The following is a 26,900-nucleotide window of genomic DNA, read 5'->3' on the forward strand; positions in this document are numbered from 1 at the left end:
GCCTCCCTGCGGGAGCAACCGAAATAGACAGTTCATAGGTCGTGCAGCGGCTATCCCGTACTCAAAAAGTAAACTCTCTTGGCAAGGACACTGGTTTTGCAGCAATGAGAGAGTTTGCCCCCTTATCCCTTAATGTGTGCTCGGCTTAAAGCAGAGTGCTCCTGCTCCGAGTAGCGCTAGCGCTGCAATAAGCAGTGAAGCATCGAATGATGCTGTTCTTGCGTATAGCGCACTGGCAATCAGCGGGCCGACGATTTGCCCAACACCGTAAGAAGCGGTCATGACCGCTAGCATGTTGAAGCGCACTTTTGCTGAAAGCTGGCGGGCGGCTGGCATGGCGATCGTCACTGTGCCCATAAAAGTGCCACCCACAAGCAAGGCGCTGGTGATGTAGGAGGCAGGTGTATGGATAATAGGCAAAGCAACACCGATGGCCTGGATCCAAAGATTGATCTTCAGACTGCGGTGGAGACCCCATTTTGCATGCAGGAAATGCCAAAGGAAACAGGATGGCGCAGCGCCGAGTCCGAATATTGCCCAGATATGGACAGGATTTAGTGAAGCAAGCGCACTCCCTACAAGTAGCGGCAGATAAGTTGCAGTCACAATGTAGCCAAGACCGGCAAGTCCATAGATGATGTTGAGCCGAGTGGCTCCTAACAATACCTGTGGCGCTTCTGCCAAGCCCCGATGCGACGCCTGCTGACGAGGGACGAAACGCCCAGTTCGTGCCTGTATTACAATGGCTGAGATTGTAAATACGAGCGCCGCAACGGCAAGGGCAAGCCAAACTTGGTAACTCGTCAATTCCGCATTATATCCGACAGCGATCAATTCGGCGGAAAGAAAGATCCCAAGGCCGACACCGGCATATAGTGCGGGCGCACCCGCATAATGCCTACGATCGTTGATAAGCCAGTGCGAGGCCGCAACCATGGAGATAGCACTGAATAGGCCAGCCAAACCACGAACGGACACGATAAGCCATTCTGGCATGGGAGCCGCGAGTACTCCAAGCGTAATTACTGTCATGAAGGTGGCTATAGAGCACAATCGATGGCTTGGTATACCGGAAAGCAACGCAGCCAGCAGCGCACCAATCAAATATCCAGCATAGTTGGCCGATGCCGCATATGAACCACCCTCAACCGAAATCTGATGGTCAGCAACCATGAGGGGATAAAGACCGGTAAAGGCGAAGCGCCCAAAGCCCATTCCGACAACAAGCACAAGGGCGGCGCCAAAAGTCGCCGTCATCTCATGTCTATCGTTCATGGTCCGGGTCCTCTATGTTGGAGAACGCAGACAGCGTCTTGTGAAACTCTGAGAAGGCTGGCGTATTAAAGCCAGATCGGCAGGCAAGGTAGGTGTCCACCTTCATCAATGGCTGTTCCTTAACTGGGCCGAGGTGACGCATAAGGTCGACGACGCTGCGTGGCATGATGCTGATACAGGAACCTGCGGCGGTGCAGGCAAACATCGCATGGTAGGAGTGCACTTCCTGCACCGCAAAATCCGCTCTTCTCGTGCCGTAGCTGGTCAGCCATTCTTCAGCCAGCATGCGGTAGGTGCAGCCTAGCGCAAAGGCAGCCAGAGCCTTCGTCTTGATATCCTCCGCTTGATGGACCGAAGGGTGGTCAGGGGGCAGCAGCAGCATCAATTCCTCTCGAAACAATGGAAACTTATCGAGTTCTGCCTCATCGAGCCACCATTCGCCTGTCGGTACCGCGATGAGGGCACAGTCGATTCGATGCGATAGTAGGGCATCGATCAGCTGGCGGGTCGGCGCGGTCGAAAGATCGAGGGTCACCTGCGGCCATTGCTTGTTGTAGCCGGCGAGAGGTAGCGGGAGGCGGCTGGCGACTGTGCTCTCCATCGAGCCGACGCGCAATGTCCCGGCCGGTCCCGCAGGGTTGATGACCTGCTGCGCCTCTTCGGCGAGGTTCAGGATACGCTCTGCATAGCCAAGATAGGTCCGTCCCTCGCTGGTGAGTGCCATACGCTTTCTGTCGCGCTGGAACAACGGCACGCCGATCTCGGCCTCGAGCTGCTGGATGCGGGTGGTGACGTTCGAAGGCACGCGGCCGAGCAATTCGGCGGCGCGGGTGATGCTCTGTTCGCGAGCCACGGCACGGAACATCGCCAGTGCGACAATATCCATTGAAAACTCTCCATTGCAAAATTTCCTTGCATCTTTTATTCTCCTTTAAAGAATGAAAGTCAATTCCCATTCTTTAAATACGAATCTGACTGGCGAGGGTACCGGACTGACCCGACTAACTCGTCACTTTAGGTTGGATCGCCACAGTACTACTGACCAGAATTGTTCCCCGTGAGGGGGACATTGGCCGATAACAAGATTGGATAAACCTATGCTCGACCGACTTGGCATGACGTTGCCGATTATTCAGGCGCCGATGGCTGGTATCTCGACCCCAGCTCTCGCAGCTGCAGTCTCGAATGCCGGTGGTCTTGGATCTATTGGCGTTGGTGCAACCAATCCCGCTGGTGCGCGGATGATGATTGAGGAACTCCGCGCCAGGACGCAACGCGTGTTCAATGTCAATGTTTTTGTACATGCCAAGCCGAAGGCGGACCCGGCTCGGGAAGCCGACTGGCTAGCATGGTTGGCTCCGCTGTTTGCAGAGTTTGGTGCGGAACCTCCAAGGGCACTGCGCACCATATACAAGAGCTTCATGGAAGATCCCGACATGTTGGCGTTGCTGCTCGAGATGAAACCGGCTGTCGTCAGCCTGCACTTTGGATTGCCGTCATCCGATGCCATCCAGGCGCTTAAGGCCGCAGGGATCACACTTCTGGCAACTGCGACCAACCTCGACGAAGCGCGCGTGATAGAAGCAGCCGGCATTGATGCCATCATAGCGCAAGGTATCGAAGCGGGCGGACACCGCGGCATCTTCGACCCGACAGTGACTGATGATGGTTTGGGAACAATGGCGCTCACACGGTTGCTCGTTCGTCAGACCGCGCTGCCTGTTATTACGGCCGGTGGCATCATGGATGGAGCGGGCATTGCCGCTGCACTGGATCTTGGCGCCGTCGCGGCCCAACTTGGCACGGCCTTCATTGCCTGCCCCGAGTCGGCCGCCGATGAAGCCTATCGCGAGGCGCTAAAGGGACCCGGCGCGCATCACACTTGCTTGACCACGTTGATCTCCGGCCGTCCGGCACGAGCGCTTGCCAATCGGTTCACTGCGCTGATGGCGATGATACTGGATCGCCTGCCGCCTGATTATCCTATTGCCTATGATGCCGGAAAGGCGCTCAATGCTGCTGCCCGTGCCAAGGGCGAGTACGGATTTGGTGCACAATGGGCGGGACAAGGTGCGCCGTTGTCGCGTTCAATGCCGGTCGTCGAGCTTATGGCCACATTGGCTCGTGAACTTGAGCTTTCCCATAGGTCACCGGTTAAGTGAACTAGAGCATAATTCCTTAAACTTGGATCAATTTAAGATAAAATTATGCTCTAATCTTAAAGTGTTAGAGCGACCTTTGTGTGCCAGGTCTGGCACACGGCGCTCTAGCATCAGTTTTGTACCGTAATCCGTCGAGCAACAACATGACCATTCGCTTGGTATGTGCGGCTCCGTCCTCCCCGGATGTAACGGAAAGATTACCGATCGCGCGGAGCAGGTCATAAGCTCCCACGTCATTGCGTATCTCACCGGCATCAGCGGCGGCGGCGAGCAACATCGTCAACGCCGGTTCAAATCTACTCCGGAAATAGTTTGGCAGGCTGGCGAACGCGGGATCGCCGGAGTGAAGAGCGGCTGCAAGTCCTTGTTTTGTGGCGAGGAAGCGGGTGTAGTGCAGCAGCCATTCCATCAGTGCTGGGACCGGCTCTTGGCTTTCGGCAAGCGCGTCGGCTGCAATTGCGCACGCATCCACCTCACGCCTAAACACAGCCGCGATTAAGTCGGATCGTTTAGGGAAACGGCGATAAAGAGTGGCAATGCCAACACCTGCCTTGGTCGCGATCTCCCGCACTGGCGCATCCACGCCGGTTGTAGCAAAAACTGACTTCGCCGCTTCAAGCAATGCGTCTTCACTTCTCTGCGCATCCGCACGTCTGCGCCGTGGAGTTTGGCCGACAATGTCTGCCTGGCTCTCATCAGTGAGAAGGGTCATGTCACGCTGAGTTGTCAATTTTTTCCAAAGCCTCTTGAAGAGGAACATTGTTCCGTATATGTATCTATCCTGAAATGGAACGCTGTTCCATATGGTGTCGGATCGACGTTCCGTTTCTCGTATATAGACTAGCCAGAGCAGGCTGTCATCCGTTGAGTAAGGTCTCATGCGTTATTCCCATGGACTTCACATGCATCGAAACTGGTACCACTGCGAGAGGAAAGAACATGGCAATCGCAATCACAGGCGCTACTGGAAAGCTTGGTCGCCTCGTCGTACAGAAACTCAAGGCCAGGATCGAGCCATCTTCTATTGTCGCGATCGCCAGAGATTTGACGAAATGCCAGGAGTTGGGTGTTACAGCCCGGCAGGGCGACTACGACCAACCGGAGCAACTATTCGAGGCGCTGGTCGGAATCGAGGCCGTGCTACTGATTTCATCATCGGTGGATACAGGTAGAGTCAGGCACCATCGCAACGTTATCAACGCCGCAATGAAAGCCGGTGTGCAGCGGATTGTCTACACCAGCACGCTTCATGCTGACTGGTCACCTATTGGCAGCGCCTCAGACCACCTCGCCACGGAACGCGCCCTGCGTGGCTCAGGCCGTGCGATCACTATATTGCGCAATGGCTGGTACACGGAGAACTACGCCAGTTCCTTCCGATCGGCGATCGCTTCCGGCATCCTCTACGGATGTGCGGGCGATGGCAAATTTTCTTCCGCAAGCCGCGCCGATTACGCTGATGCTGCGGTAGAAGCGCTCATCGGGGTTGGCCACGACGACCGAACCTATGAGCTCGCGGGTGACAGCAGTTACACATTGGCTGACGCTGCCGCCAAACTATCGCTGCAGACCGGAAAGCGCATTGTTTATCGGAATCTTCCCGACACAGACTATGTGGCAGCGCTGATTAAAGCGGGCATACCGGAAGCCACGGCTATAAAGATAGCAAGCTTCGATGTCGCGGCCTCCAACGGCGCTTTGTTTCATGATGGTGGGCAGCTCTCCGCCTTGATCGGTCACTCGACCGAAACGCTCGCAAAGACAATCTCATTCATCACTCTAAGCAACATTCGCGGTTCTTAAGCGAGCCGACTGTCGAGTACGTAAACTTTTGAAGGAGGGTCGCATGGCCAATCATCGCGCAGGAAAGATAAGTGTGCCTATCGTAGATCTGCCCGCTGTCGTTTCCGTCGCTCCCATCATTATTCCCGCGCCAGGACGGGGCCTGGACCTACATATCCGGGTGTCCGCGCCCATCGTGGGTGATGCGCTGCCAATCATTGTCTTTTCGCATGGCAACGGTCAGTCGCTCCATGCCTATGGCCCCCTTGCCAGCTATTGGGCTGCGCAGGGGTTCGTCGTAATCCAGCCGACGCATTTGGATTCTCGAATGATCGACCTCGCGTTAGATGACCCCCGCCGGCCACGATTATGGCACTTCCGAGAGGAGGATCTAGTACGGATACTCGATGAGTTGGATAGCATCGAAGAAATGGTGCCGCTTATTCGGGGACGGCTCGACCGCGAGCGTATCGCGGTAGCGGGCCATTCATGGGGCGCACAGACCGCCGGTACTTTACTCGGCGCGACACACCCTCATCCTGAAGATGGCTCGGTGGTGAACAGAAAGGACGCGCGTATTAAGGCCGGTGTGCTGCTGTCAGTTCCAGGCAGCGGGGGTGGGCTCAGCGCTAACGCTGCCCGCAATTTTCCGTTCATGTATCCCGACTTCTCGACCATGAGCACGCCGACACTGATCGTCGCTGGCGATAATAACAAGGTCAGCATGACCATACGCGGGCCTGTTTGGTGGCGAGAAGCCTATGATCTTAGCTCCGCACCAAAGGCATTGTTCACTGTGTTTGGCGGCGAGCACTCGCTTGGCGGCATCTCCGGTTACGAGGCGCGCGAGACGACGGATGAACGGCCCGAGCGGGTCGCTGCGATCCAAAGGCTGACGACGGCATATCTGTACAGTGCTCTCTACGCAGGTAATTCGGCTTGGCGGGAAGCTCGCGCAGAACTGGCAGCCGCTCAGAATCCGGAGGGCTCTATCGAGACGAAGTAGGGATACGGTCGTGACCGCTCTTCCTTCCCCATTTATCCATTATCATTGCCTCTATGGATTGCAGCTTTCATTGCATTTTACACAACAAAGGAGTTCGTATGTCTACAATTCTTATCACCGGTTGCTCGTCTGGCTTTGGCCTCGAGACCGCGCGTTATTTCCTCGAACGCGACTGGACCGTGATCGCTACGATGCGCACACCCAGAGAAGATGTGCTGCCTATTTCCGAACGCCTGCGGATACTTCCACTTGACGTAACTGATATCAACAGCATTGCACGTGCTGTTGATGCGGCCGGGCCGATCGATGCGCTTGTCAATAATGCTGGTGCTGGCTTGATGGGCGCGTTGGAAGGCCAGTCGATAGATGCGATCCGCCAACTTTTCGAATTGAACACGTTTGGCACTATGGCGATGACCCAGGCAGTATTGCCCAGTTTTCGGAAACAGGGTGGGGGGGTGATCGTCAACCTGTCATCTGCGGTGACACTCAAGCCGCTGCCGATGTTATCCGCCTACACGGCAAGCAAGGCGGCCGTAGAGGCGTTCACCGAGAATCTCGCATTAGAAGTAGAGCCTTTTGGCGTACGCTTGCACTTGGTAATTCCTGGTCGTGCGCCGCAGACGTCTTTCAGTGCAAGTGCCCGTGCCCGCTCGATAAACGGTATTCCCGAAGCTTATACCGGTTGGGCCAAGCAGATATTTGCGGAAATGCAAGATTCATCGTCAGAAATCACACAGGCGATCGATGTGGCAGAGGCGGTATGGCGTGCTGTGACTGATCCATCCGCACCATTGCGTATTCCGGCAGGAGCGGACGCCTTGGTGCTTGCGGAGGCGGTCAACTGACTTGCCTGCAAGCCACATTTCCTCTCGTCCTCAGATTAGCGAGAGCGAATAGCTGGTACGAGGGGAGCAACGAAATTGAGGTTATACGGCGGAGGAGAATTCAGCACTCATGGTTGATCGTCAAAGGCGATTATTGACATCGCTGGGCTCCCGCATTTCCCTCACTTCGTTGATTCAAGCGCTCGCCGTTGCAGAGTATCTCAGTTTCTACCGAGCTGCCGATGCACTCGGCGTTAGTCAGTCCAGTGTCAGTGCAGGGATAAAGGCACTGGAGGAAAACCTTGGCATTCTGCTATTCGAGCGGAACACACGAGGCGTCCGCCTTACAGAAGCCGGACGCTTTTTCGTCGATCAGGTAGCGAAAGGCGTTAATCAACTTGAGCACGCTGTTCAGACCGCTGGTATGGCAGCAGCGGGTGAGCATGGCCGACTGCGCATAGGCATCCATGCCCTCATTCCAGGCAGTTTCCTTGATGAGTTGATTGGTCAATATCGCGAAGATCACCCCAGAATCGCCGTAGAGATTATCGAAGGAACGGCTCGTGAAACAATTATGCAACTTCGTGCTGACTAACTGGATGTGGCATTTATCGCTCACTGTCTAGACGCTGTACATACGCGGAGATCAAGTCATAAGGTATTTATGACAAACTTCTTTAAGCTAATAATTCTGTAAAATTTTAATGTGCGAGGCGTTGACATGAAACAAGACTCGAAACATATAAAGTTACATGAAAAAAGATAGCAGATTATCGGGCATTCTTCATGTCCTCTTACATATGGCAGAAATTGGCGAACCCATTACCTCAGAAGTAATGGCGCAAATGATGCGGACAAATCCTGTTGTTATCCGTCGTATTATGGCCGGACTTAGGGATGCTGGATTTGTTCGTTCTGAAAAGGGGCATGGGGGAGGTTGGATAATCGAAGCCGACTTTGAGTGCATCACGCTTCGCGATGTATATGCTGCACTTGGAAGTCCTGGTCTGTTTGCTATTGGCAACCGTAATGACGCACCTAGCTGTCTGGTTGAGCAAACGGTCAATGCAGTTCTCGAAACAGCTTTTCATGATGCAGAAGAATTGCTGCTTTTACACTTCGGTACTGTAACGCTTGCGCAGCTAAGTCGTAATTTTCACGCTCGGTTGCTGGCAAATGGGATATCACTCGATATGGAGACCTCTGATGCAGTTTGATGCTATTATAATTGGTGGCAGTTTTGCTGGTTTGTCGGCAGCTATTCATATCGCTCGCGGGTGCCGGAGAGTATGCGTTATTGATAGCGGCAGGCCAAGAAATCGCTTTTCCAGTGCTTCACATGGCTTTTTTGGTCAGGATGGGAGCGAACCATTCGCGATGATTGCGTCAGCACGTGCACAGCTTAAAACCTATCCAACGGTAAAGATGCTGGCCGCAGAGGCTAAGGACGCTTGTGTTATAGATGGTGGTGTTGCGATTACGGTTGGGAGTGGAGAAGTTCTGACAGCCGCAAAGCTTATTCTTGCTTTTGGCGTTTCTGATATTCTACCAGATTTACCGGGATTAAAAGAGCGTTGGGGTGCGAGCGTGTTGCACTGCCCATATTGTCATGGCTATGAATATAGTGGCAAGCGATTGGGCGTGCTCTATACAAGTCCTATGTCAACACATCAGGCATTACTTATTCCTGATTGGGGCTCGACGACCTTGTTTCTTAACGGTAATGAGATGCCAAGCGCCGACATTTTAGCTAAACTGGCTATACGCGGGGTGACGATCGAGCCTGAGCCAATTTCTGAGTTGCGCGGTGAAGGTATTAGTCTTTCATCTGTAAAACTTCATAATGGGCGTAGTGTTCCAATCGAAGCACTTTATATGGCACCTCAAACGCGCCTGAATAGTTCTATCGCTGAAGGTCTTGGTTGTGAAATAGAAGATGGACCATTTGGGCCGATAATCAAAACCGACATGATGAAAAGAACAAATGTTCCGGGCGTTTATGCAGCAGGAGATGTGGCACGGGTGCCTCATAATGTTTCCTTTGCTGTCGCAGATGGTGTCATGGCTGGAATGTCTGTCCATCAATCACTGATTTTCGGGCCGCTAGATACCTGATTAAAATCATATTTATGATCAGGTGCTTTAATTCTGGTACTCTCAGATGACGTTATTGTCACTGAGGGTACTGATGGGCATCTCTTTAAATGTTGATATTATAAATTTTCATTCCGAATTCCGAAGATAATATTCTGAGGGCGGCAGATTCAAGAATTTACTAATGACATAAGCTTGTCATCAAACAGACGTATTCTACTTTAACCATGATAATTTGCTGGTTGAGAAATGCTTGATCTTAATGATTTACGTCTTTTTGCTCTGATCGTTGAAAACAAAGGCATAGGACGTGCTAGCCGCACGCTTAATCAGGCGAAATCTACAATCAGCCGTCGTCTTGCAGCTTTAGAATACCAGCTAAAGGCTAGTCTGATTGATCGTGATCGTGATGATTTTACTCTCACTCAAAAGGGCGAAGAGGTTTATCAGCTTTCACGTACCATCTTAGAGGCGGGGCTGCTTGTTGAGGCAACGCTGGCGAATGAGCAAACAAAACTGAATGGCAATATAAACCTTAGCCTTTCATCGCTCTTCGTTCCTGTTTTTACGCATATAGCTGCTGAACTTACCCAGACACATCCAGGCATCAGATTAAATATTGCAGTCAATGACGACACGAATATTCAAGCTCAAGACGGATATGATCTTTATTGGCGAGCACATGGGCAGCAACTTGCAGATTCAGCATTAAAACAACAAAAACTCGCCCGTCATCCGTTACAAGTTGTTGCATCCCCCCTTTATGTGAAGCGTAAAGGTTTACCATATTCGCCTGAAGCACTGGTGCACTTTGATATGTTGGGCTTTGAGCATACTCAAAGAACAAACCAGCTGTCTTTCTCATCAGGTAATTCTTTTACAACTACGGTCGATTATCTTCCGAAATTACGCTCTGCTAATATTGATTTGTTGTTACATAATGTGCTGGCATCCGTAGGATGTGCAGTTTTGCCTGCATATAGCTGCGCTCCCTATTTAGCCAATGGTTTGTTGGTGGATATATTACCGGACTGGCAGGCAGAAAGCCTCACTATCAGCCTGTTGAAACGGCCTCTCGCCTATCAAACGCCAATGGTTACAACGGTCTCTGGCTTAATTGAGCGATCTGTCAGGCAACATTTCGCCCTCGTTGCAAAAACGGAACAGGGGGTTGCCACATTGCTCCGGCCTGTCGCAGCAAAACTGTCATATACAGCGCCTAGCATTCGTCTAAGCCCGCATGATGCTTTGCAGTTCATGCCAGAAACGAATGTTACAAGCGGAGAAAACCTGATGAATCCGATATTCAAAGCTGTTGGCGCAGCCGTAATTGGAGCATCCACACTTTTATCGATGCCTGCTTATGCCGATGACACACCGGGGCCGGTTGTTGTTTACACAAATGATTTTGAAGATGTATTACGTGACCGTTTCAAAACAGACACCGGCCGCGATGCAGAAATTGTACAAATGAGCGGCGGTGAATTACTTGCCCGTATCGCTGCTGAAGCATCCAATCCGCAATGGGACATCATCATTTTCAATGGTTCAAACGCGTTACAGGCGCTTGATGATAAAGGCCAGTTGAAACGAATGGTTGAACCGCGCAATTTGGCTAACCTTAACGAGATTGGTCAAAAACAACTGCCTCAAACCAAGGCCTGGTTTCCAATTGGTCTCGCAGCATCTTGCGTTCTTGCTTATCGTAAAGATATGACGGAAACGCCACCTGCAAGTTTTGAAGATCTCGCAAATGAAAAATATGCTGGTAAAGTCGGCATGGCCGATCCGGCGGTCGCAGCTCCCGCATATCCATGCGTTGCCCAGCTTTTCTACGCGATGGGGGATGAAAAGGCACGTGCGATGTTTGGTGGATATTTCAATAACGGACTGCGTGTATTTCGAACCAACGGACCCGTCGGGCGCGCTTTAGAAGCCGGTGATATCAGTGTCGCTTTATTGACATCACAGGTTGCTTACACACTTAAAAACAAAGGCGCACCTATAGAAATCCTGTGGCCGGATAATGGTGCACCAGGTTCGGTTCGCGGGGTAGGCATACAGGCAAAAACAAAACGCCCTGAAGCTGCCCAAACCTTTGTCGAGTGGATGCTCGAACCTACGACCCAAAAATATTTACAAGACAGTTCCGGTGCAGACGGATTGTTTGAAGCGACTGTAACAGGTGCTGGCCGACGTGCAGACGGTCCGCCTGAGGGTTCCATTTACTCGGTCGCACCGGCAGCTTTTGCTGCTAAGCAGGAAGAGGCTATCAAAAGCTGGTTCGCGGATCAGGCGGTGCGTTAATTGAAGGGCATGACCGGAAAAGCTTTTTGTCTGTTCTGGTCATGCTCTCTTTTAATAACGCTCAATGAGGAAGCCTTCGTTGATGGTGAGAACCACACGCATCCTGCCGGCTAATTTTATTTGAAATTGATGCTTAATAGTTATGACAATTCAAATTCCCAATTCCACATCAAAGCAGCGTTCGTCGCGCGCCTTAAAGATGATATTTGCACGTCATGAAACCGAAATCTATGTTGGTATCATCGTTGTCATTACGCTGTTTGTACTCATTCTGGCGCCGCTTCTGGCCGTTTTTTTGCAAGCCTTTGCTCCACATCAACAAAACGCAGCGAATGGCAGTACATGGTTCAGTGATCTGTTTGGAATTTTTGAGCGCCCCCTCTGGAGACAATCACTTTTCAACTCACTTCAACTGAGCCTTTTCGCAGCTGTGATTGGCGGTTTTATTGGCACTTCGCTAGCAATACTGCGTTATCGTATTCATTTCGCTTTATCACAATTGATGGATGCTTCAGCTTGGCTTGTACTCATTTTGCCTTCTTTCGTGATAGCACAGGGCTGGATTTTGTTTTCCAGCCGTGCCGGTATTGCAAATCAGTGGCTCGGGCTCAGTTTCATACCTGATATGGTTTTCAATCCGGTTGGCTTGGCGGTGGTCATGAGCCTCAAAGCTTTTCCGTTGGCATATCTTGCAGTTAGCTCTGGATTGCGCTGGCGTATGGAAGATCTGACCAATGCAGCACGTTTGTCGGGTGCATCTGCTGGCCGTGTTTTATGGAGTGTTGACCTACCGCTCTTATTACCGGCAATCCTTTCCGGCTGTGTACTCATTTTTATTGACGTCATCGGCGATTTTGGTCTGCCAGCCGCACTGGCAACCACTTATCGTTTTCCGACATTAACCTATGCTATTTATGTCGCAATCAACCAATCGCCGATACGTTTTGATCTGGCTGGTATTCTGGCCTTTTATGTCACCGCGATTTTGTTGTTTGCTGTGTGGTTGTATTTTCTGATCCTAAGACGCAGTCGTTTTGATTTTTTGACCGCACGTGCCAAATCAGCATTGCCCAAAAAAAGTGATAAAGCGTTTTGGGCTAATCTTTATAGCGGCATCATACTTATATTAGCCGTCGGCATTCCACTTGGAGCAAGCTTGCTCATATCAGTTTCAGAAACTATGCCCGGTGCCCAAACAGATTTTGCACTTACGCTGCAACATTATCGCACCATTCTATCTGACGGTAATCGCTTCATTGACGCATTCATCAACTCTGCAATCATTGCTGCATGGGCTGCCTGTGGCAGCGCAGTCGTGGCATTTTTTGCAGCTTATGTATTGACCTTTTCAAATTTCAAATTGAACCGGCTGATCGATCTCACATGCACTCTCAGTCTGGCAGTGCCGGGCGTCGTCCTAGGGATTGGTTATATCTTCATCTGGAATTCACCACTTTTCGAGAGTTTAGGGCTTCATCTTTACGGTAGTCCCGTTTTACTGGGACTTGCCGGTGCAGCTGGTGCCATACCCGTGACTATTCGTATTTTGCTGGGCGCCTTTGCTCAATTGCCGCAAAATATGCTCTCCGCAGCCGCGCTTAACGGTGCGTCTTTCTCACGACGTGTGATAACAATTGCCTTGCCTGTGGTTGCAACAGCTTTGATTTCTGCAACGCTTGCCGGATTTGGCTCGGCACTATTTGACCTTGCGATTAATACAATTTTGCGCCCGCCGAGGCTCAGTGTGTTGCCGGTTTATGTTAATCGGGCATTTGAGATGGGCGATTTTGGTTCTTCAACAGCAGCTACTTTTATGGCCGGCGGTATTGCTGTCGTCATTATCCGCTTTGTCGACAAGGTCGCAAATTTGATTTTGAAACAATGCTATCCGCAGCCATCAGGAAAAGACTGAAAATATGCTTGTGTTTGACAATATAAGCCGCAATTTCGGCACAATACCCGTTTTGAAGAACTTGTCCTTAACGATTAAGGAAGGCGAAGTCGCTTGTTTAGTCGGGCCATCCGGATGCGGAAAATCAACTTTACTGCGACTTGTCGCGGGGCTTGATAAGCCAGATCAAGGAAAAATCTATATCGGCAATGATGTCGTTTCCGATGAAAAAACTCTTCTGCCGGTACACAAACGCAACGTAAACATGGTGTTCCAAGATTTTGCTTTGTGGCCACATATGCGGGTGTCTGAGATTGTTGGTTATGGATTAAAACATCTTGATCAACATGAGCGGCGTGAAAGAGTAGAGAAACTACTTAATCTTTTGCGAATTGATACACTGGCCATGCGCTTGCCATCAGAGTTGTCGGGTGGTCAGCAGCAACGTGTAGCCATAGCCAGAGCACTGGCGACACGTCCTAAAATCTTGTTACTAGACGAGCCTTTATCTAACCTCGACGTTCAGCTTCGTATGGAAATGCGTCTTGAATTTGCAGAGCTTTTCAAGGAGTTTGGCGGAACAGTGCTATATGTTACCCATGATCCTTTGGAGGCCTGTACATTTGCTGATCGCTTGATTGTTATGCGTAAAGGAACAATTGAACAGCAAGGTACACCGGAGGATCTTTTTGCCTCTCCATCATCAGAATGGGTGGCCATGCTGGCGGGCTATGATATCCGCTTGAAAGGTCGTTACTGTATTTCAGGTCAACAACTATTCATTGGTGACCAAGCAGTTGAAATAAAGAACCGTAACGGCAGTCCTTCGGCAAAACAAAATTCTACTGCCGCTATGGTGATGCTGCATCCTGCATCTATTCGGTTTAGAAATGGTTCTTTCGGTGAGGAAGGACAAAATATCCTTTCTGGTATCGTTACTAACTGTCTTTATGAAGGTCGCCAATGGCGCTTAACGATCCGCATTGATACCGATCATTTTTCCATTTTAGCACCACAAAAAGTTACAATCGGAGAAGTCGTTGCCTTTTCTTTTCAGGCTGATGACGCCATCGCTTTTTTTGATGCTTAGAACCGCACTCTTAGTTTGATATTCTTGTATCTGTCAATTGGAATGACCATGCTACCTGATAATTATATAACTGTTTTTATTGATAGAATGTCTGACTTCATTGGTGTTGTTTCACCTCAAGTTGCTCATATTCTGATATCAGAAAACCTCGTTGAAAACACTGAAAAGGGCTTAATACTTCCACAAAGGGGTCAAGCTTTAGAAGAGCGCCTGAGGCACATTACACAGGCTTTATACCAGTACGGACATATCGGTGAATATCGCGGTGAGGCTATGGCTGTTATGGCGCATTTTGAGGGTGAAATCTTAGCAAAGATTGATCGAAGTGCTTTGAGGGCAATGGGTTTTTTGGGAGTTAAAGTCCACATAAACGGTATAATAACAAATTGCGAAGAGCCCAAAATTTGGCTGGCTAGACGCGCAGAAAACCGCCGTTCTGCACCTCTTCACTTGGACACAATGGTTGCCGGAGGTCAACCTTACGGTAAAACACTATTGGAAACAGCCATAATGGAAGCGTGGGAGGAGGCGAGCCTAACAAGTGATCAATTACAGGGACTATCCGAGCCGGATACAATTATGGCTGAATATATCAGTCCAGAAGGTTATCATCGTGAAAAATTGGTGATCTACAATCTTGAATTGCCAGACAGTTTTAAGCCTGCCTGTTGCGATGGGGAGATCATTGAAACATTTTGCGTAAGCAAAACACAATTACAACATCTGCTTACTGGGTATGATCGCTTTAAATATAATACAGAATTGGTTTGTCGAAGATTGCTGACAAAGATTTAATTCATCTACATAGGAAATCTTTTATATGAACCTCATTGGTGATAGCGTCAAAGATACTTCATTTGAAATACCTTTAATAGTCTGTTCTGCAAGAGTACAGGCAGTCGTGGGACTAAGTGTGAAGCCTTGATGCCCATGGTCAAAATTACACCATAAGCCTTTATGCTTTGAAAGAGCTCCAACGACGGGTAGCATATCCGGAATACAAGGTCTCCAACCCGACCATGGTTCTGCCTCAACTGGTTCTTCAATTTGCATCACCGAACGTGTCATTGCTTCCGCATAGTCTAATTGGCGATATTATATTTTTCCATTTGGATACTGCGCGATTTCCGCGCCAGTCGTCATCCGCAACCCTTTATCCATCGGACAAAAAACTGATGAGGCATGGTCTGCCCCCATCGGGTGATCCGGGTTTAATGTTAGTGCATACTCGAGTTGACCGCCACTGCCGGAGTTGAAGTTGGGCCATTTTGGCGATGCCACACGGTGGCTTCGGGGGCCGGTGGTTTGTAGTTCAATGACGAATGAGGCCGCACAGTGTTGTAGTGCCGTCGCCAGCCTTCGATGATGATCTTTGCCTCCTTGAGTGTATAGAAGATTTCTCCGTCGAGCAGTTCGTCGCGGAGTTTGGAATTGAAGCTTTCGCAATAGCCGTTCTCCCATGGGCTGCCTGGCATTATGTAAGCCGTCTTGGCACCTACAAGCGCAATCCACTCCCTCAATGACTTGGCGATGAATTCCGGGCCATTGTCGGAACGAATATGCCCAGGAATACCCCGCAGGATGAACAGGTCAGTCAGGACATCGATGACATCCACAGCCTTTAGTTTTCGCTCAACCCTGATGGCGATACATTCTCGCGTGAACTCGTCGATCACGTTGAGCATGCGGATTTTCCTGCCATTGTGCGTCCTATCCTCAACAAAATCGTAGGACCAGACATGGTTGGGGTATTCCGGCCTAAGTCGGATACATGAACTGTCGTTCAACCAGAGCCGACCGCGCTTGGGTTGCTTTTGTGGAACCTTCAGCCCCTCCCGTCGCCATATCCGCTCGACCCGTTTGACGTTCACGAGCCAACCAGCTTGATGCAGCATCGCATTGATGCGACGATAGCCATATCGGCCATACTGGAGTGCGAGCGCCGTGATGTCGGCGGTCAATGCCGCTTCATCATCTGGGGGCTTTGCGATTTTGCGTTGCGTGGAACGATGCTGACCGAGAATCCGGCATGCCCGTCGTTCGGACACGCCCAACTCTGCGGTGACATAATCCACACAAGCACGGCGGCGAGCGGGGCTTAAAAGTTTCCCCTAGCGGCCTCCGCCAAAATCATCTTGTCCAAGGTAAGATCAGAAACTGCACGCCGCAGACGAGCGTTCTCAGTCTCCAACTCCTTCAAGCGCTTCACCTGATCGCCCTTCAGGCCACCATATTCGGCACGCCAACGATAATATGTAACTTCCGTAACGCCTATCGAACGGATCGCCTCCGCCATCGATTTACCTTGCGCATTCAGAACGTCAACCTGACGTAATTTCGTGACGATCTCTTCTGCCTTGTGTCTTTTCGCTGCCATTTCAATGTCCTTCTGTGGCTCATAAGCCATACTTCAAAAAGGATCACTTTGCAGGGGGCAGACCAACTCGAAAACTACTACGAATGCGATCCATGCAACGAGATGTTCGGCAATGGGAGCCGTGGGACGTTGCTTATCTTCTTCACTTCTATCAATTTTCGTGCCCTCATGCTTGTTTTTTCGTCCGCCTAGCTTTTCAAATCAGCAATTTGCGATTGAATTCATCAAAGTTCTAGATCTCTTTAATTTTAACATCCATGGTGAGCGCTTAGTAGTTATGGTTCAGGCGAGAACAAGCCGCTGAAGAGATCTACCACACTATGTGGAGCGGTTTCACCAAAGAATAATTTCAGGTTCTCTGCTGACATTCTGGCCACATCAAGACTTCGCTCGAACAGCGCGCGCTCATATGTCAATATGGCCCGCTCTAGATCGTTGGGATTGGCGATAATTGCTCCCGCAAGATCGGCTCCGTCATACATAGCCAAGTTGGCGCCTTCGCCTGCGAACGGTGACATCAGGTGTGCCGCATCGCCTATTAGCGTGATGCCAGCCTTTCGCGACCATTCGTGTCCCACCGGCAATGCAAAGATTGGGCGGATGGCCGGATTTTCTAGTGTGCTCGTTGTTATGAAGTTAACGAGCTGTTCTGACCAGCCCTTAAATTGTGCTGAAACGACTTCTCGACCATTTTGCGCATGACTGAAGTCGATAGACTTAATCCAACTCTCAGGTTTATTCAGCGCAACGTAACCTGCAATACTGCCATCCGCATTACGATGTGCGATAATGCCTTTGCCTGGCGCAATTGCAATTAGTGTACCTGTGCCGATCACAGCAGCAAGTCCTTCGGCCTCTCTTCCGTCAGCGGGATATGCTATTTCGATAAAACAGGTGCCAGAATACTCAGGCTTAGCACTAGTCATCAGTGAACGTACCTTGGACCAAGCGCCATCCGCACCGACCAAAAGATCGGCTCTGAAAGCTCTGCCGTTCGCAAACTTTACTTCATATTGGTTAGTTCCAAACGCATCAATGGACGTTGCTTTGTGGTCCCAATGGATCACGTGCTCTGGCAGCGAGTTGATTAGCATGTCACGAAGTTCGCCTCTGTCGACTTCGGGCCGCTGAGATAACGGGCTTCCTCGGATATCCAGCAGGACTGTGCCGTCTTTGTCCATAATCCGCTTGGCATCCTCGGCAGGACGAACAAGCTTCAGGAACTCCTCATAGAGTCCCGCTTGTTTGAGGGCAAGCTGACCGTTATGCTCATGAATATCAAGCAAACCACCCTGCGGCCTTGCTCGTGGCGAGGTGTCAGCTTCGAAGATAATGGTATTGATACCGCTCAAATGCAGAACGCGTGATAGTGTTAGGCCTCCAAGACCGGCCCCGATAATTCCAATAGTTTTAGCCAATTGCTTTGCGCTCCATGTGTCACTTCAGCGTTTAGAACGCTGAAGAAGGGTTAAGGAGACGCTGGCCGACCATGCTGCTGCATGATGGACGTGTATGCGGCGCCGCAGAGCAAATGCCTAACGTGGCGCCGATTTTCGCGACGTACTTATCAAAAAGGATATTCTTGCATTCGTCAATGCCCTGAGGGAAACAGTTTCACCTCACAATTAGCCGAGGACGTCCTCAATCGCCTGAATTGCTCAGTTGCGATGCTTGTTAAATCAGGTCATTTTCTACAAAAGAAATCTGACTTATTCCGTGACTACTGAAACCAGACGTTTTTGTTCAGCCAGAACCTCACTGGTACGCTCTAAAAAATGGGCAATGGCCATAAATTCAGCGTCGTTATAGACGGCCAGAAGCTCACTCATCTTCTGATGCTGACCACATATAAGCGGTTTGCCTCGTCCAGCTTACTCGGATCCGCATGCACTTCGATCCGTCTTCGGTCGTTCACACACCGATTCCTGATTACAAAACCTGCCTTGCTCATGATAACTGGGCTCGGTGGCATTGGAGCCGCTTGGGGCAAGCAAATTGAGCGTTTCGCTGCTGATTACTTTGTCATAGTTCCCGATCATCGAGGAACTGGCCGCAGCACTCACACACAAGACGGGCATAGCACCGAGCAACTGGCCGAAGACATGCATGCATTACTGCTGCATCTCGGTGCGGTGCCTGCACACGTCGTAGGAGCATCCACCGGGGGAGCGATCGCACAACACCTTGCGCTATCTCATCCCGACTCCGTCAAAACTTTGACCTTGTCGTCAACATGGGCTCGGTTTGATCCCTTTACTCGCGCTGAATTCGCGGCAAGACGTATAATGGCAGCGGAATGGGAGAGGGCTGATCTCTACCCCGCATATGCACTGTTTCTCTTTTCGCCCCGTTTTTGGCGAGAAAACACGGAACGTGTGCAGATGTGGATCGACCGCGCTGTAAACAATCCTGAACAGCCGGGCGACAGAGAAATTGCAATCCAGCGCATCAATATGCTCATCGCACACGATACGCTGGAGCATCTTCCGAGGATCAGCCAGCCGTCTCTGGTGATCTGTGGAGAGCTAAACCTGTGCACACCGCTGCCTTTATCGGAAGAACTCGCGCGCGGTATTCCGAATGCAGAGCTCGTTATTCTGAAGGAAGCGGGAGAACTTATCGACATCGAAAAACCCGACGAGTTTTACGAAACAGTAAGTTCATTTGTCGCTCGTTTCGAACAAAATTCACCCACGAAATAACAGTTATTTCTGATCCTACGACCCCAAAGGAGTTTACTATGCAATTTATGGTTCTTGGCCGCCCCACTGACAAATTTCAGAAAACCGAACCCAAAGAAATCGCTCTTGCTCTGAAAGCAGAATTCGCACAATCGCAGGAATATTATGCCGCCGCACAACTGCGAAACATATGGCTGATCAGCGAGCATCGCGGAGCAATGTGCTTATTCGAGGCGAACTCTCTTGAAGCACTTAAAGAGCTGATCGCCGGTTATCCTCTTGAACGGGACGGATACGTCAAACATGAAATCTTTCCGTTAGAACCGTATACAGGTTTTTACAGTTAGCAGTGAGCTGATGGTGTTTTAATGGCACTCACATTTGATCAAATGTGAGTGCCATTATCGCCTGATTTACTGAAGAAAGGGCGAGAGGTCGGCCACCGATCTCCCGTACATCCGAGGCCGACCCGGCGGTGAAGCCGCTTTGGTCGGCCTTTTTGCAGCACCAGACATTTGCACGGATTGTGCGCGTGCCACGCGGATCCGCTCAAATGCCCGTCCCTTCGGGCGGATGATCTGTTTTACACGTATTACAAGCATACGAATTTCTGCTACCGACCGGGGAACTTTAATTCACACACTCCATATGCGCTCTGCAATCCTGGCAGTACGGAAAACAGTTATGTTGTCAATCAGTTGCCCTTCAAGGACAGTGTGTCGTTAACGCTTGATGCTCCTGTCTTTGATGAACAATTGACCATTGGTAGCCGTTTGATCGTATCTGTGCGCGAGGCGTCAGCGGAGTGCTTTTTAACACGATGAACTCCGGGGGAGGCACGATCGAACTGGTTAAGTGGAAACCATGGACGCTAGTTGATGTGTTCGTGAGCTATAAATTCAACGAGCAGTTCCAGATTGACGCGGCGATCGATAACGTCACCGATGAATACTACATGGATACGCTGATACTGGGAACAATGCCATCGCCCGGGCACAGCTTCCGCCTGGCGAATACTCTTGTTAGCAGATAGCAAAATTTACGCTTCTCATTATGGATTTTATGGCTAATCAAAATGTCCAGTTATCTCGATATAGATTTTCTTCTTAAAGCTGGCGATGATGTTATCGCACTGATGGCGACAAAGCTTTATTGAGTGCGTTGCGCCCGAAGGTTGCGAGCCAGGACGCAAAAGTCAGCAGTTCGGGGTTGATCTCACGCAATATGTCAAGGTCGAGCGGCTCGGAAAGTGGCCCGTCTGCTAGACTTTTTGCCATATGTGCGAGATCTGCGTTTGTTGCGAATACGTTGTCGGAAAACCGTTCATAGGTTATTGGATAACCGGCTGCTTTGCTGATTGCGGCCTCAAGCTCACGCCCAGTCAGACGGTCACTGGCGATCTTAAGTGTGGCGCCGCCAAAGCGGGATTTGTCGGCAAATATGGCAACTAAAAACTTACCTATGTCTTGTGTGGCAGTTAGTTGAATAGAATGATCCGGCTGGATAAGAGAAATCAAACGGCCTTTCTCCAGACCGAATCCGGGGCGCACAAGCATTTCCATAAAAATCATTGGACGGATGATGGTGGTAACCATGTCGAGCTGCCGAACATGGGTTTCGATACGAGGCTTGGCATCGAAACGTGGAATGCCTGTATATTGATTTCCCACGCTAGCGCCTGACGAATAAACAAAATGTTTGATGCCTGTTTCAGCAGCTATGTCTGCAATCGATATACCATAACGAACTTCGTCTTCGGCAGTCAGATTACCTGGGAGCACGCTAAAGACGCCATATGCATCTTTCATTGCTGATCGAATAGCATCGGTCTTTTCAAGAGCCCCTTGCACAAGCTCGACCCCATCAGCTTCCAATTGCAATGCAGCGGCTTTGCTGGTTTCCTGAACGAACGCGCGCACAGGCCAGCCTGCCTTTAATAAAGCTTTGGCAGCAGATCCTCCCTGTTTTCCGGTGGCTCCGAAAACCAGAATGGGGTGCTTGATATTGGTCATTTTAAGTCCTCACTTTTAACAAGGACAGTTTATATATAGAATGTAATTATGCCGGAAGACGGCACATTTTTCAGCGTAAGGCACAAGCATGATACCTTTGGATGAACAGATTGATGCTGATACAATGCGGGGATCAGACATAGACAGGCAGATCAGACTTATTCCTTCAAATGGAGTTTGCAGTTTGTTAGCTGACAAGTGGACAGTACCCGTTCTTTGGCACCTTTCTCGCGCTGAGAATTACCGATACCGCTTTTCAGAGTTGAAAAAAGAAGTGGGTGAAATCACTCAGCGTATGTTGACGCTTACATTGCGTAATCTCGAGCGTGAAGGGTTTGTTATACGTCATTATTACCCTGAAGTGCCGCCACGTGTGGAATATGAGCTGACAGAGGTTGGGTATGGAGCCTTGCGGGCGCTTGAGCCTTTTAACTCTTGGATTCAAGATAATCTGAATGACATTAAAGCAAATCGACAGGCTTACGATCAAGCGGAGTTGTAAAGCTAAAGCCCTGAGATAAGTTAAGATACGTGGAGGCTCTTTAGGTTGGCTTTGCTTGTTTGCGCGGCGATTTAACTAGGGATATGCCTTCATAAGGATCTGCATAAATGCTCTGGCAGGATCGTATTTTCGTTTTAAAAGTACCTAGATCGCGACCTTAAGTGAATGTCGGTATCGGTAGTTGTGCGCCCCCGCAACCAGATACAACTTAAAACCTTCAATAAATTCAAATAATTGGCTAGTAGACAGAGCCTACGAAACACGCTAAAATCTCGTTTTATAAGACATATCAGTACTTTAGCTGAAGCAGGTTCAAATCGGGGGTAACGAACCGCGCAACCATACACAATGGATTGTTTTTGTAGGTGGAGATGATAACTGACATTGTTCAAGTAAGCACATAAAAAACAAAATTCATTATGGCATAAGCCTCTTGAGTGGTTGCTTGGTAGTCATTTCCGTAATTCGTTTTCATCCTAATTTAATGATCTTTCAGAGATTTTGAGTGATATCATTGAAAAGATGTGTATTTTACTCATGTTTGTTGGTGGTCTTTTTCAGCTTTAATCAATTATAATTGGTAAATTTGAAACGGCTTTTGGAACCGCATTTATGATGGTGGACAAGCGTGTTGGTGAACCTTTCTATCTATCTGGGCTATGGTATTCATGAGGTAATATAAGTTGAGTTATTCTGAAAAGAACCTCAGGATATATCTGGACCATCGTGTCGAACTGATTGACTATGCCACAGCTATCGTAGGCGATCGCTCGCAGGGCGAGGATGTTGTTCAAGAAGCGTTCCTTCGTCTGAAATCATCAGCTGTGGATCGATCACTAGATGAACCGGTACGCTATCTTCGTCGTATCATTCGTAATCTTGCAATCGATTGGATAAGACGTTCTGGTATTGAACGACGGCGATATGACGACAATGCGGATTTTGAGGCCGTGGCTGAGGATCGGCCTTCACAGGAAGACATCTTAGCGGATCGGGATGAATTACGCATCGTGATCGATGCTATGGAGGAGTTGCCTGAGCGAACGCGAATAGCTCTCCATATGCACCGTTTCGAAGGGTGTAAGCTGAAGGAAATCGCCAGCCATTTAGGCATCTCAGTCGCACTTGCTCATGCCCTTGTTTATGAGGGATTGCAACATTGCCGTAAACGGCTTTTGAAATGAAACTTAGCCATATGAATCAGTTGTTGAAAAAAGAGCGTTGTCGATCGTTCTTTATATAGATGCGTTATTTCAATTGATTGGTTAGCAAGCTATCAAAGCGCCGTAAGTTCTTTCGGGAGACAGACTCATTAAATCGAATGCACCATCAGAAAAAGCCTGTGGGGAAGCACTTCATTGGTTGATAGCTATTCAGGAAGCCCCTGACGATGCGGATTTGCAAGCTCGTTTTGATGCTTGGTGCAAGAGTAGTTCCGAAAATCCGCCTGCATGGAATGAAGCACAATATGTCTGGAATACTGTAGGCATGGCTGGTCAAGCTTCCGACGATATGATGGCAAAAGCGAATAGGTCTCAGTCACATAACCGATTGACATCTTCGCGGACAAAATTTCGCCCGCGCAATATTGCTGCATTAGCGGCAGGTGCATTGTCTGTCTGTATGGCCATCATTTTCCAGCCTGCAATCAGTATATGGCTGGCAGCTGACTACTCAACTGCCACTGCCGAAATGCGTCAGATGGTTTTGGAAGATGGAAGTGTTGTCCATCTAGGCGCTGATAGCGCAATTGAGGTTGCCTTTGAGCCGCAAACACGGCTCATTCGCTTGTTGACCGGAGAAGCTTATTTTGAAGTTGTGCCTAATAAGAATAGGCCATTTAAGGTGGAGGCATCGAATGTTGAAACAACAGTTCTTGGCACAGCTTTTGATGTAAAGCTGATTGCCGGTGGAGTTGCTGTCGCTGTGAACCATGGGCGCGTGGGAGTTGCGAGTGTAGGAGCGGATCAAGCACTTGGTGCGCCTTTGGAAGCTGGTGACTGGCTGAGGATTTCCCACAATGGTGAGATTGAGCGCGGCAATGACTCTCCAGAACTCGCCGGTGGATGGCGTAGCGGTATGCTAGTGGTTAAAGATTGGCCAATTGCTGATGTCGTCAGCGAACTACGCAGGCACTATAAGGGTACGATCATATTAGCTGATGGAAATCTCGGTGAACAACGAGTTACAGGCGTTTACGATCTTAAAAATCCGATCGATGCACTCGGTGCTGTTGCACAGGCGCATGGTGCTCAAATGCGCCAAGTTAGTGGGTTTTTGACTGTCATTAGTCGTTATTGAAACCAAATAATAAGATTTTTTAAAACTTGAGTATTTTTCTCTGAAAATAATCCCGCCTGTTTCGTTCTTTATGTAAGAGGGTTTTGACGGTGTGATCGCATCGCCCCTCTTGCTGAAGATGAAAGGGTTTGGAGAATGCCAAGCAAGGGAATTGTTAGACAGGTTTTTGTCAGCGCATTATGGATGAGCACAGCGCTGGCAACGATAACGGTTGCCTTGCCAGCAAAGGCGCAGGAACCTGCTGCCCCAGCATTAAACTCAGAAAATAAAGCTTTTAATATCCCACCTCAGTCTCTTCAGAATGCTCTTACGCTTTTTGGTCAGCAAGCCGGCATTCAAGTATCTGTTGATGCTGCGGCATTGCGAGGTCTTTCCTCCGCCGGTGTTTCAGGTTCACTGACGCCTAATGCTGCTATTGGACGTTTACTGTCGGGCACAGGTCTGAATTATCACTTCAGTAGCCCAAAAACACTTCTCATTACGAAGACAGGCACTCAAGGCGAAAATACTTCGTCTGATGGTTCCATTGTACTTCAAACAATTACGGTACAAGCACAAGGTGGTGCGACAACCGAAGGTACAAATTCTTATACAGCACGCTCAATGGCGACTGCTTTGAAACTGCCGATGTCGATCAGAGAGACGCCGCAATCGGTATCTGTCGTGACGAGACAGATGATCGATGACAAAGATTATCTGACACTCGATCAAGCACTGGCTGATACGCCAGGGATAACCACAAAAATCGGTGCATCAAGTGTTCGCCATGAATATTGGTCGCGAGGGTTAGAAATCGACAATATTCAATATGATGGCGTTTCTAACAATGTTCATTATTTTGCCCGCGATAGCGATGGTCAGGATGATATGGACATGTATGACCGGGTCGAGGTCATTAAGGGGGCGGCAGGGCTGACCACAGGCGCGGGCAATCCGTCTGGTGCAATCAATCTGATACGCAAGCGCCCGCTTGAGAAGGAGAAGACAACGATTACCACGCGAGCCTCATCATGGGGCAATGGACGTGCTGTTATTGATTATTCCCGACCTCTCAATGAAGAAAAAACCGTGCGCGCCCGTATCGTTGGCGCATTCGGTGCTGGCGATAGTTACAAGGATTATTATTCCAACCGCGATGGCCTGTTTTACGGAACCATCGATGCTGATCTGACTGAAGATACGACATTTAATATCGGCTATAGTTATCAGGATCAAAAAATCGACGGATTTGACTGGGGCGGCTTGCCGGCACGACCAGATGGTTCTTTTTATAATTTCAGCCCTTCTACATTTCTTGGACATGAGTGGGACTATTTGAACCGTCGTCAAAATACTTTGTTCCTTGATCTTGAACATCGTTTTGATAATGGCTGGAAATTGAACATCGATGGACGCGCTGCCTGGTCGAGAGCTGATATGCGTGGTGGCTACACTTGGTGGATTGGCGATAATCTTTGGTTTTACCCGGGGCGCTTCCCTTACGAAAACGATGTTTACTCATTTGATGTCAATACTTCAGGGCCGGTAGAACTCTTTGGCAGAGAGCATGATTTCGTTTTTGGTGTTAATGCATCCAGAACCAAACTGAGCGTCGGTGTTTCTAACTATGATGCTTTGATCATGGATCCGACCAATTGGGATCCGAGTGCTGATCCTGAGCCTGATGCTATTGCTTTAACCAGCGGAAGTGAGGAAAAGACGGATCAGCTGGGTGCTTATGCCTCTGCACGCTTTAGTCTCACCGATGATCTTAAGCTGATTGCCGGCGGCAGGATATCATGGTGGAAGTGGGATCAGGAAATGACCACTTATAAGACGGGAGCGACAACATATTCCGATTATAGCGCCAATGCGAATTTCGTGCCCTATGTCGGCCTTGTTTATGATGTCGCGTCTGATCTGACCGTTTATGCCAGCTATACCGGTATTTTCAAACCGCAGAACTACTATGGCCGCGATGGTCATTTACTTGATCCGATCAAAGGCACCAATCTTGAGGCCGGTGTTAAGGCGGATTTTCTGGATGGTCAACTTTCTGCCACTGCCGCGGTGTTCCGTACCAAACGTGACAATGTCGGGCAAAAAATTATTGGAATTTCCTATTGTAATCCTCTCGCAAGCAGCTGCTACGAAGGTGTTGACGGCGTCGAAACCAAAGGTATCGAGTTGGAAATGCGCGGCGCTATCACTGATCGCTGGAACATGATGGCAGGCTACACTTATGCCGTGTCTAAATATACAGAAGGCAGTCTGGATGGTCAGCGTTTTAATACGACCCAGGCACCAGAACATGTATTCAAGCTCTATACGTCTTATTCCTTCCCGGACGAACATTGGACGATTGCCGGTGGTGTGCGCGCGCAAAGCAAAATCTATTCCAAAACCCAAACTGTTGACTTGAAGCAGGGGGCATTTGTCGTTGCTGACGTGATGGCTAAATATGACCTGACTGAGAAGACGGTGATCCAATTCAACGTCAATAATATTTTTGACAAACGTTACTACACGTCAATTGATCCGACTGTAGGGCTGAATAATTGGATGGGTGCGCCACGTGAATTCAGGCTGAACCTGAAACACACATTCTGACTTG

The 26,900-nt window shown here is 49.5% G+C and carries 24 protein-coding genes; 17 read left to right on the forward strand and 7 right to left on the reverse strand.

Annotated features, from left to right (window positions below):
* Nucleotides 1-129: 129 nt before the first annotated feature.
* Together DFR47_RS19055 and DFR47_RS19060 are read right to left on the reverse strand one after the other, a co-directional pair.
* Nucleotides 130-1,275 carry a YbfB/YjiJ family MFS transporter gene (locus tag DFR47_RS19055; protein ID WP_113946100.1) on the reverse strand — a complete coding sequence of 382 codons (1,146 nt, stop codon included), beginning with the start codon at nt 1,273-1,275 and terminating at the stop codon, nt 130-132.
* Nucleotides 1,265-2,161 (reverse strand): LysR family transcriptional regulator, encoded by an 897-nt coding sequence (locus tag DFR47_RS19060; RefSeq protein ID WP_113946101.1) that lies wholly within the window; start codon nt 2,159-2,161, stop codon nt 1,265-1,267. The genes DFR47_RS19055 and DFR47_RS19060 overlap by 11 nt, the downstream gene beginning before the upstream one ends.
* Nucleotides 2,162-2,372: 211 nt before the next feature.
* Between DFR47_RS19060 and DFR47_RS19065 the strand changes: the two genes are divergently transcribed.
* Complete coding sequence (locus DFR47_RS19065) at nt 2,373-3,437, forward strand: NAD(P)H-dependent flavin oxidoreductase (protein WP_113946102.1); 1,065 nt, start codon at nt 2,373-2,375, stop codon at nt 3,435-3,437.
* 64 nt (nt 3,438-3,501) lie between these two features.
* Here the strand turns inward: DFR47_RS19065 and DFR47_RS19070 are convergent, their stop codons facing one another.
* Nucleotides 3,502-4,149: a TetR/AcrR family transcriptional regulator gene (locus DFR47_RS19070; RefSeq protein ID WP_113946138.1), complete on the reverse strand. Its 648-nt coding sequence runs from the start codon at nt 4,147-4,149 to the stop codon at nt 3,502-3,504.
* 227 nt (nt 4,150-4,376) lie between these two features.
* Here DFR47_RS19070 and DFR47_RS19075 point away from each other — a divergent pair, with 227 nt between their 5' ends.
* From DFR47_RS19075 to DFR47_RS19120, 10 genes are all read left to right on the forward strand, one after another.
* Nucleotides 4,377-5,240 (forward strand): SDR family oxidoreductase, encoded by an 864-nt coding sequence (locus tag DFR47_RS19075; protein ID WP_113946103.1) that lies wholly within the window; start codon nt 4,377-4,379, stop codon nt 5,238-5,240.
* A 43-nt stretch (nt 5,241-5,283) separates the two neighbouring features.
* On the forward strand, nt 5,284-6,225 hold the full coding sequence (locus tag DFR47_RS19080) for an alpha/beta hydrolase family protein (RefSeq protein ID WP_113946104.1): 942 nt from the start codon (nt 5,284-5,286) through the stop codon (nt 6,223-6,225).
* Nucleotides 6,226-6,323: 98 nt separating this feature from the next.
* Nucleotides 6,324-7,073, forward strand: coding sequence for an SDR family oxidoreductase (locus DFR47_RS19085; RefSeq protein WP_113946105.1), 750 nt, complete (start codon nt 6,324-6,326; stop codon nt 7,071-7,073).
* A gap of 109 nt (nt 7,074-7,182) precedes the next feature.
* Complete coding sequence (locus tag DFR47_RS19090) at nt 7,183-7,647, forward strand: LysR family transcriptional regulator (RefSeq protein WP_113946106.1); 465 nt, start codon at nt 7,183-7,185, stop codon at nt 7,645-7,647.
* A gap of 157 nt (nt 7,648-7,804) precedes the next feature.
* Nucleotides 7,805-8,269 (forward strand): Rrf2 family transcriptional regulator, encoded by a 465-nt coding sequence (locus DFR47_RS19095; RefSeq protein WP_113946107.1) that lies wholly within the window; start codon nt 7,805-7,807, stop codon nt 8,267-8,269.
* The gene (locus DFR47_RS19100) at nt 8,259-9,167 is read left to right on the forward strand and encodes an NAD(P)/FAD-dependent oxidoreductase (protein WP_113946108.1); all 909 of its coding nucleotides are present in this window, start codon (nt 8,259-8,261) and stop codon (nt 9,165-9,167) included. Before DFR47_RS19095 ends, DFR47_RS19100 begins: the two co-directional genes overlap by 11 nt.
* Before the next feature lie 228 nt (nt 9,168-9,395).
* On the forward strand, nt 9,396-11,453 hold the full coding sequence (locus DFR47_RS19105) for a LysR family transcriptional regulator (RefSeq protein WP_113946109.1): 2,058 nt from the start codon (nt 9,396-9,398) through the stop codon (nt 11,451-11,453).
* Nucleotides 11,454-11,595: 142 nt separating this feature from the next.
* Nucleotides 11,596-13,365, forward strand: coding sequence for an ABC transporter permease (locus tag DFR47_RS19110; protein ID WP_113946110.1), 1,770 nt, complete (start codon nt 11,596-11,598; stop codon nt 13,363-13,365).
* Nucleotides 13,366-13,369: 4 nt separating this feature from the next.
* Nucleotides 13,370-14,434 carry an ABC transporter ATP-binding protein gene (locus tag DFR47_RS19115; RefSeq protein WP_113946111.1) on the forward strand — a complete coding sequence of 355 codons (1,065 nt, stop codon included), beginning with the start codon at nt 13,370-13,372 and terminating at the stop codon, nt 14,432-14,434.
* A gap of 48 nt (nt 14,435-14,482) precedes the next feature.
* Nucleotides 14,483-15,229: an NUDIX domain-containing protein gene (locus DFR47_RS19120; protein WP_170137566.1), complete on the forward strand. Its 747-nt coding sequence runs from the start codon at nt 14,483-14,485 to the stop codon at nt 15,227-15,229.
* Nucleotides 15,230-15,250: 21 nt separating this feature from the next.
* Here DFR47_RS19120 and DFR47_RS22390 read toward each other — a convergent pair whose 3' ends face one another.
* The 3 genes from DFR47_RS22390 to DFR47_RS19135 all read right to left on the reverse strand — a co-directional run bounded on the left by DFR47_RS22390 (nt 15,251) and on the right by DFR47_RS19135 (nt 18,229).
* A complete protein-coding gene (locus DFR47_RS22390) occupies nt 15,251-15,502 on the reverse strand; it encodes an FAD-dependent oxidoreductase (RefSeq protein ID WP_113946113.1) in 252 nt (83 codons plus the stop codon).
* A gap of 149 nt (nt 15,503-15,651) precedes the next feature.
* A protein-coding gene (locus DFR47_RS19130) for an IS3 family transposase (protein ID WP_113946114.1) occupies nt 15,652-16,811 on the reverse strand; the annotation gives its coding sequence in 2 pieces (ribosomal slippage) (nt 15,652-16,547 and nt 16,547-16,811; 1,161 coding nt in all).
* A 275-nt stretch (nt 16,812-17,086) separates the two neighbouring features.
* Complete coding sequence (locus DFR47_RS19135; RefSeq protein WP_113946115.1) at nt 17,087-18,229, reverse strand: FAD-dependent oxidoreductase; 1,143 nt, start codon at nt 18,227-18,229, stop codon at nt 17,087-17,089.
* Between the two features lie 531 nt (nt 18,230-18,760).
* On the opposite strand from DFR47_RS19135, the gene DFR47_RS19140 reads away from it, so the two are divergent.
* Both DFR47_RS19140 and DFR47_RS19145 read left to right on the forward strand, forming a co-directional pair.
* Entirely contained in the window at nt 18,761-19,513 is a 753-nt protein-coding gene (locus DFR47_RS19140) for an alpha/beta fold hydrolase (protein ID WP_170137567.1), read from the forward strand.
* A gap of 38 nt (nt 19,514-19,551) precedes the next feature.
* Nucleotides 19,552-19,839, forward strand: a complete 288-nt coding sequence (locus tag DFR47_RS19145) for a muconolactone Delta-isomerase family protein (protein WP_113946117.1) — start codon at nt 19,552-19,554, stop codon at nt 19,837-19,839.
* A 777-nt stretch (nt 19,840-20,616) separates the two neighbouring features.
* Here the strand turns inward: DFR47_RS19145 and DFR47_RS19155 are convergent.
* On the reverse strand, nt 20,617-21,504 hold the full coding sequence (locus tag DFR47_RS19155) for an NmrA/HSCARG family protein (RefSeq protein WP_113946119.1): 888 nt from the start codon (nt 21,502-21,504) through the stop codon (nt 20,617-20,619).
* An 88-nt stretch (nt 21,505-21,592) separates the two neighbouring features.
* On the opposite strand from DFR47_RS19155, the gene DFR47_RS19160 reads away from it, so the two are divergent.
* The 4 genes from DFR47_RS19160 to DFR47_RS19175 all read left to right on the forward strand — a co-directional run bounded on the left by DFR47_RS19160 (nt 21,593) and on the right by DFR47_RS19175 (nt 26,896).
* Nucleotides 21,593-22,006, forward strand: a complete 414-nt coding sequence (locus tag DFR47_RS19160; protein ID WP_113946120.1) for a winged helix-turn-helix transcriptional regulator — start codon at nt 21,593-21,595, stop codon at nt 22,004-22,006.
* A gap of 683 nt (nt 22,007-22,689) precedes the next feature.
* Entirely contained in the window at nt 22,690-23,190 is a 501-nt protein-coding gene (locus DFR47_RS19165; protein ID WP_113946121.1) for a sigma-70 family RNA polymerase sigma factor, read from the forward strand.
* A gap of 127 nt (nt 23,191-23,317) precedes the next feature.
* The gene (locus DFR47_RS19170; RefSeq protein WP_281011670.1) at nt 23,318-24,307 is read left to right on the forward strand and encodes a FecR family protein; all 990 of its coding nucleotides are present in this window, start codon (nt 23,318-23,320) and stop codon (nt 24,305-24,307) included.
* Between the two features lie 135 nt (nt 24,308-24,442).
* Nucleotides 24,443-26,896, forward strand: coding sequence for a TonB-dependent siderophore receptor (locus DFR47_RS19175; RefSeq protein ID WP_113946123.1), 2,454 nt, complete (start codon nt 24,443-24,445; stop codon nt 26,894-26,896).
* Nucleotides 26,897-26,900 lie beyond the last annotated feature (4 nt).

This window comes from Pseudochrobactrum asaccharolyticum (assembly GCF_003314995.1).
GTDB classification, from domain to species: Bacteria; Pseudomonadota; Alphaproteobacteria; order Rhizobiales; family Rhizobiaceae; genus Pseudochrobactrum; species Pseudochrobactrum asaccharolyticum.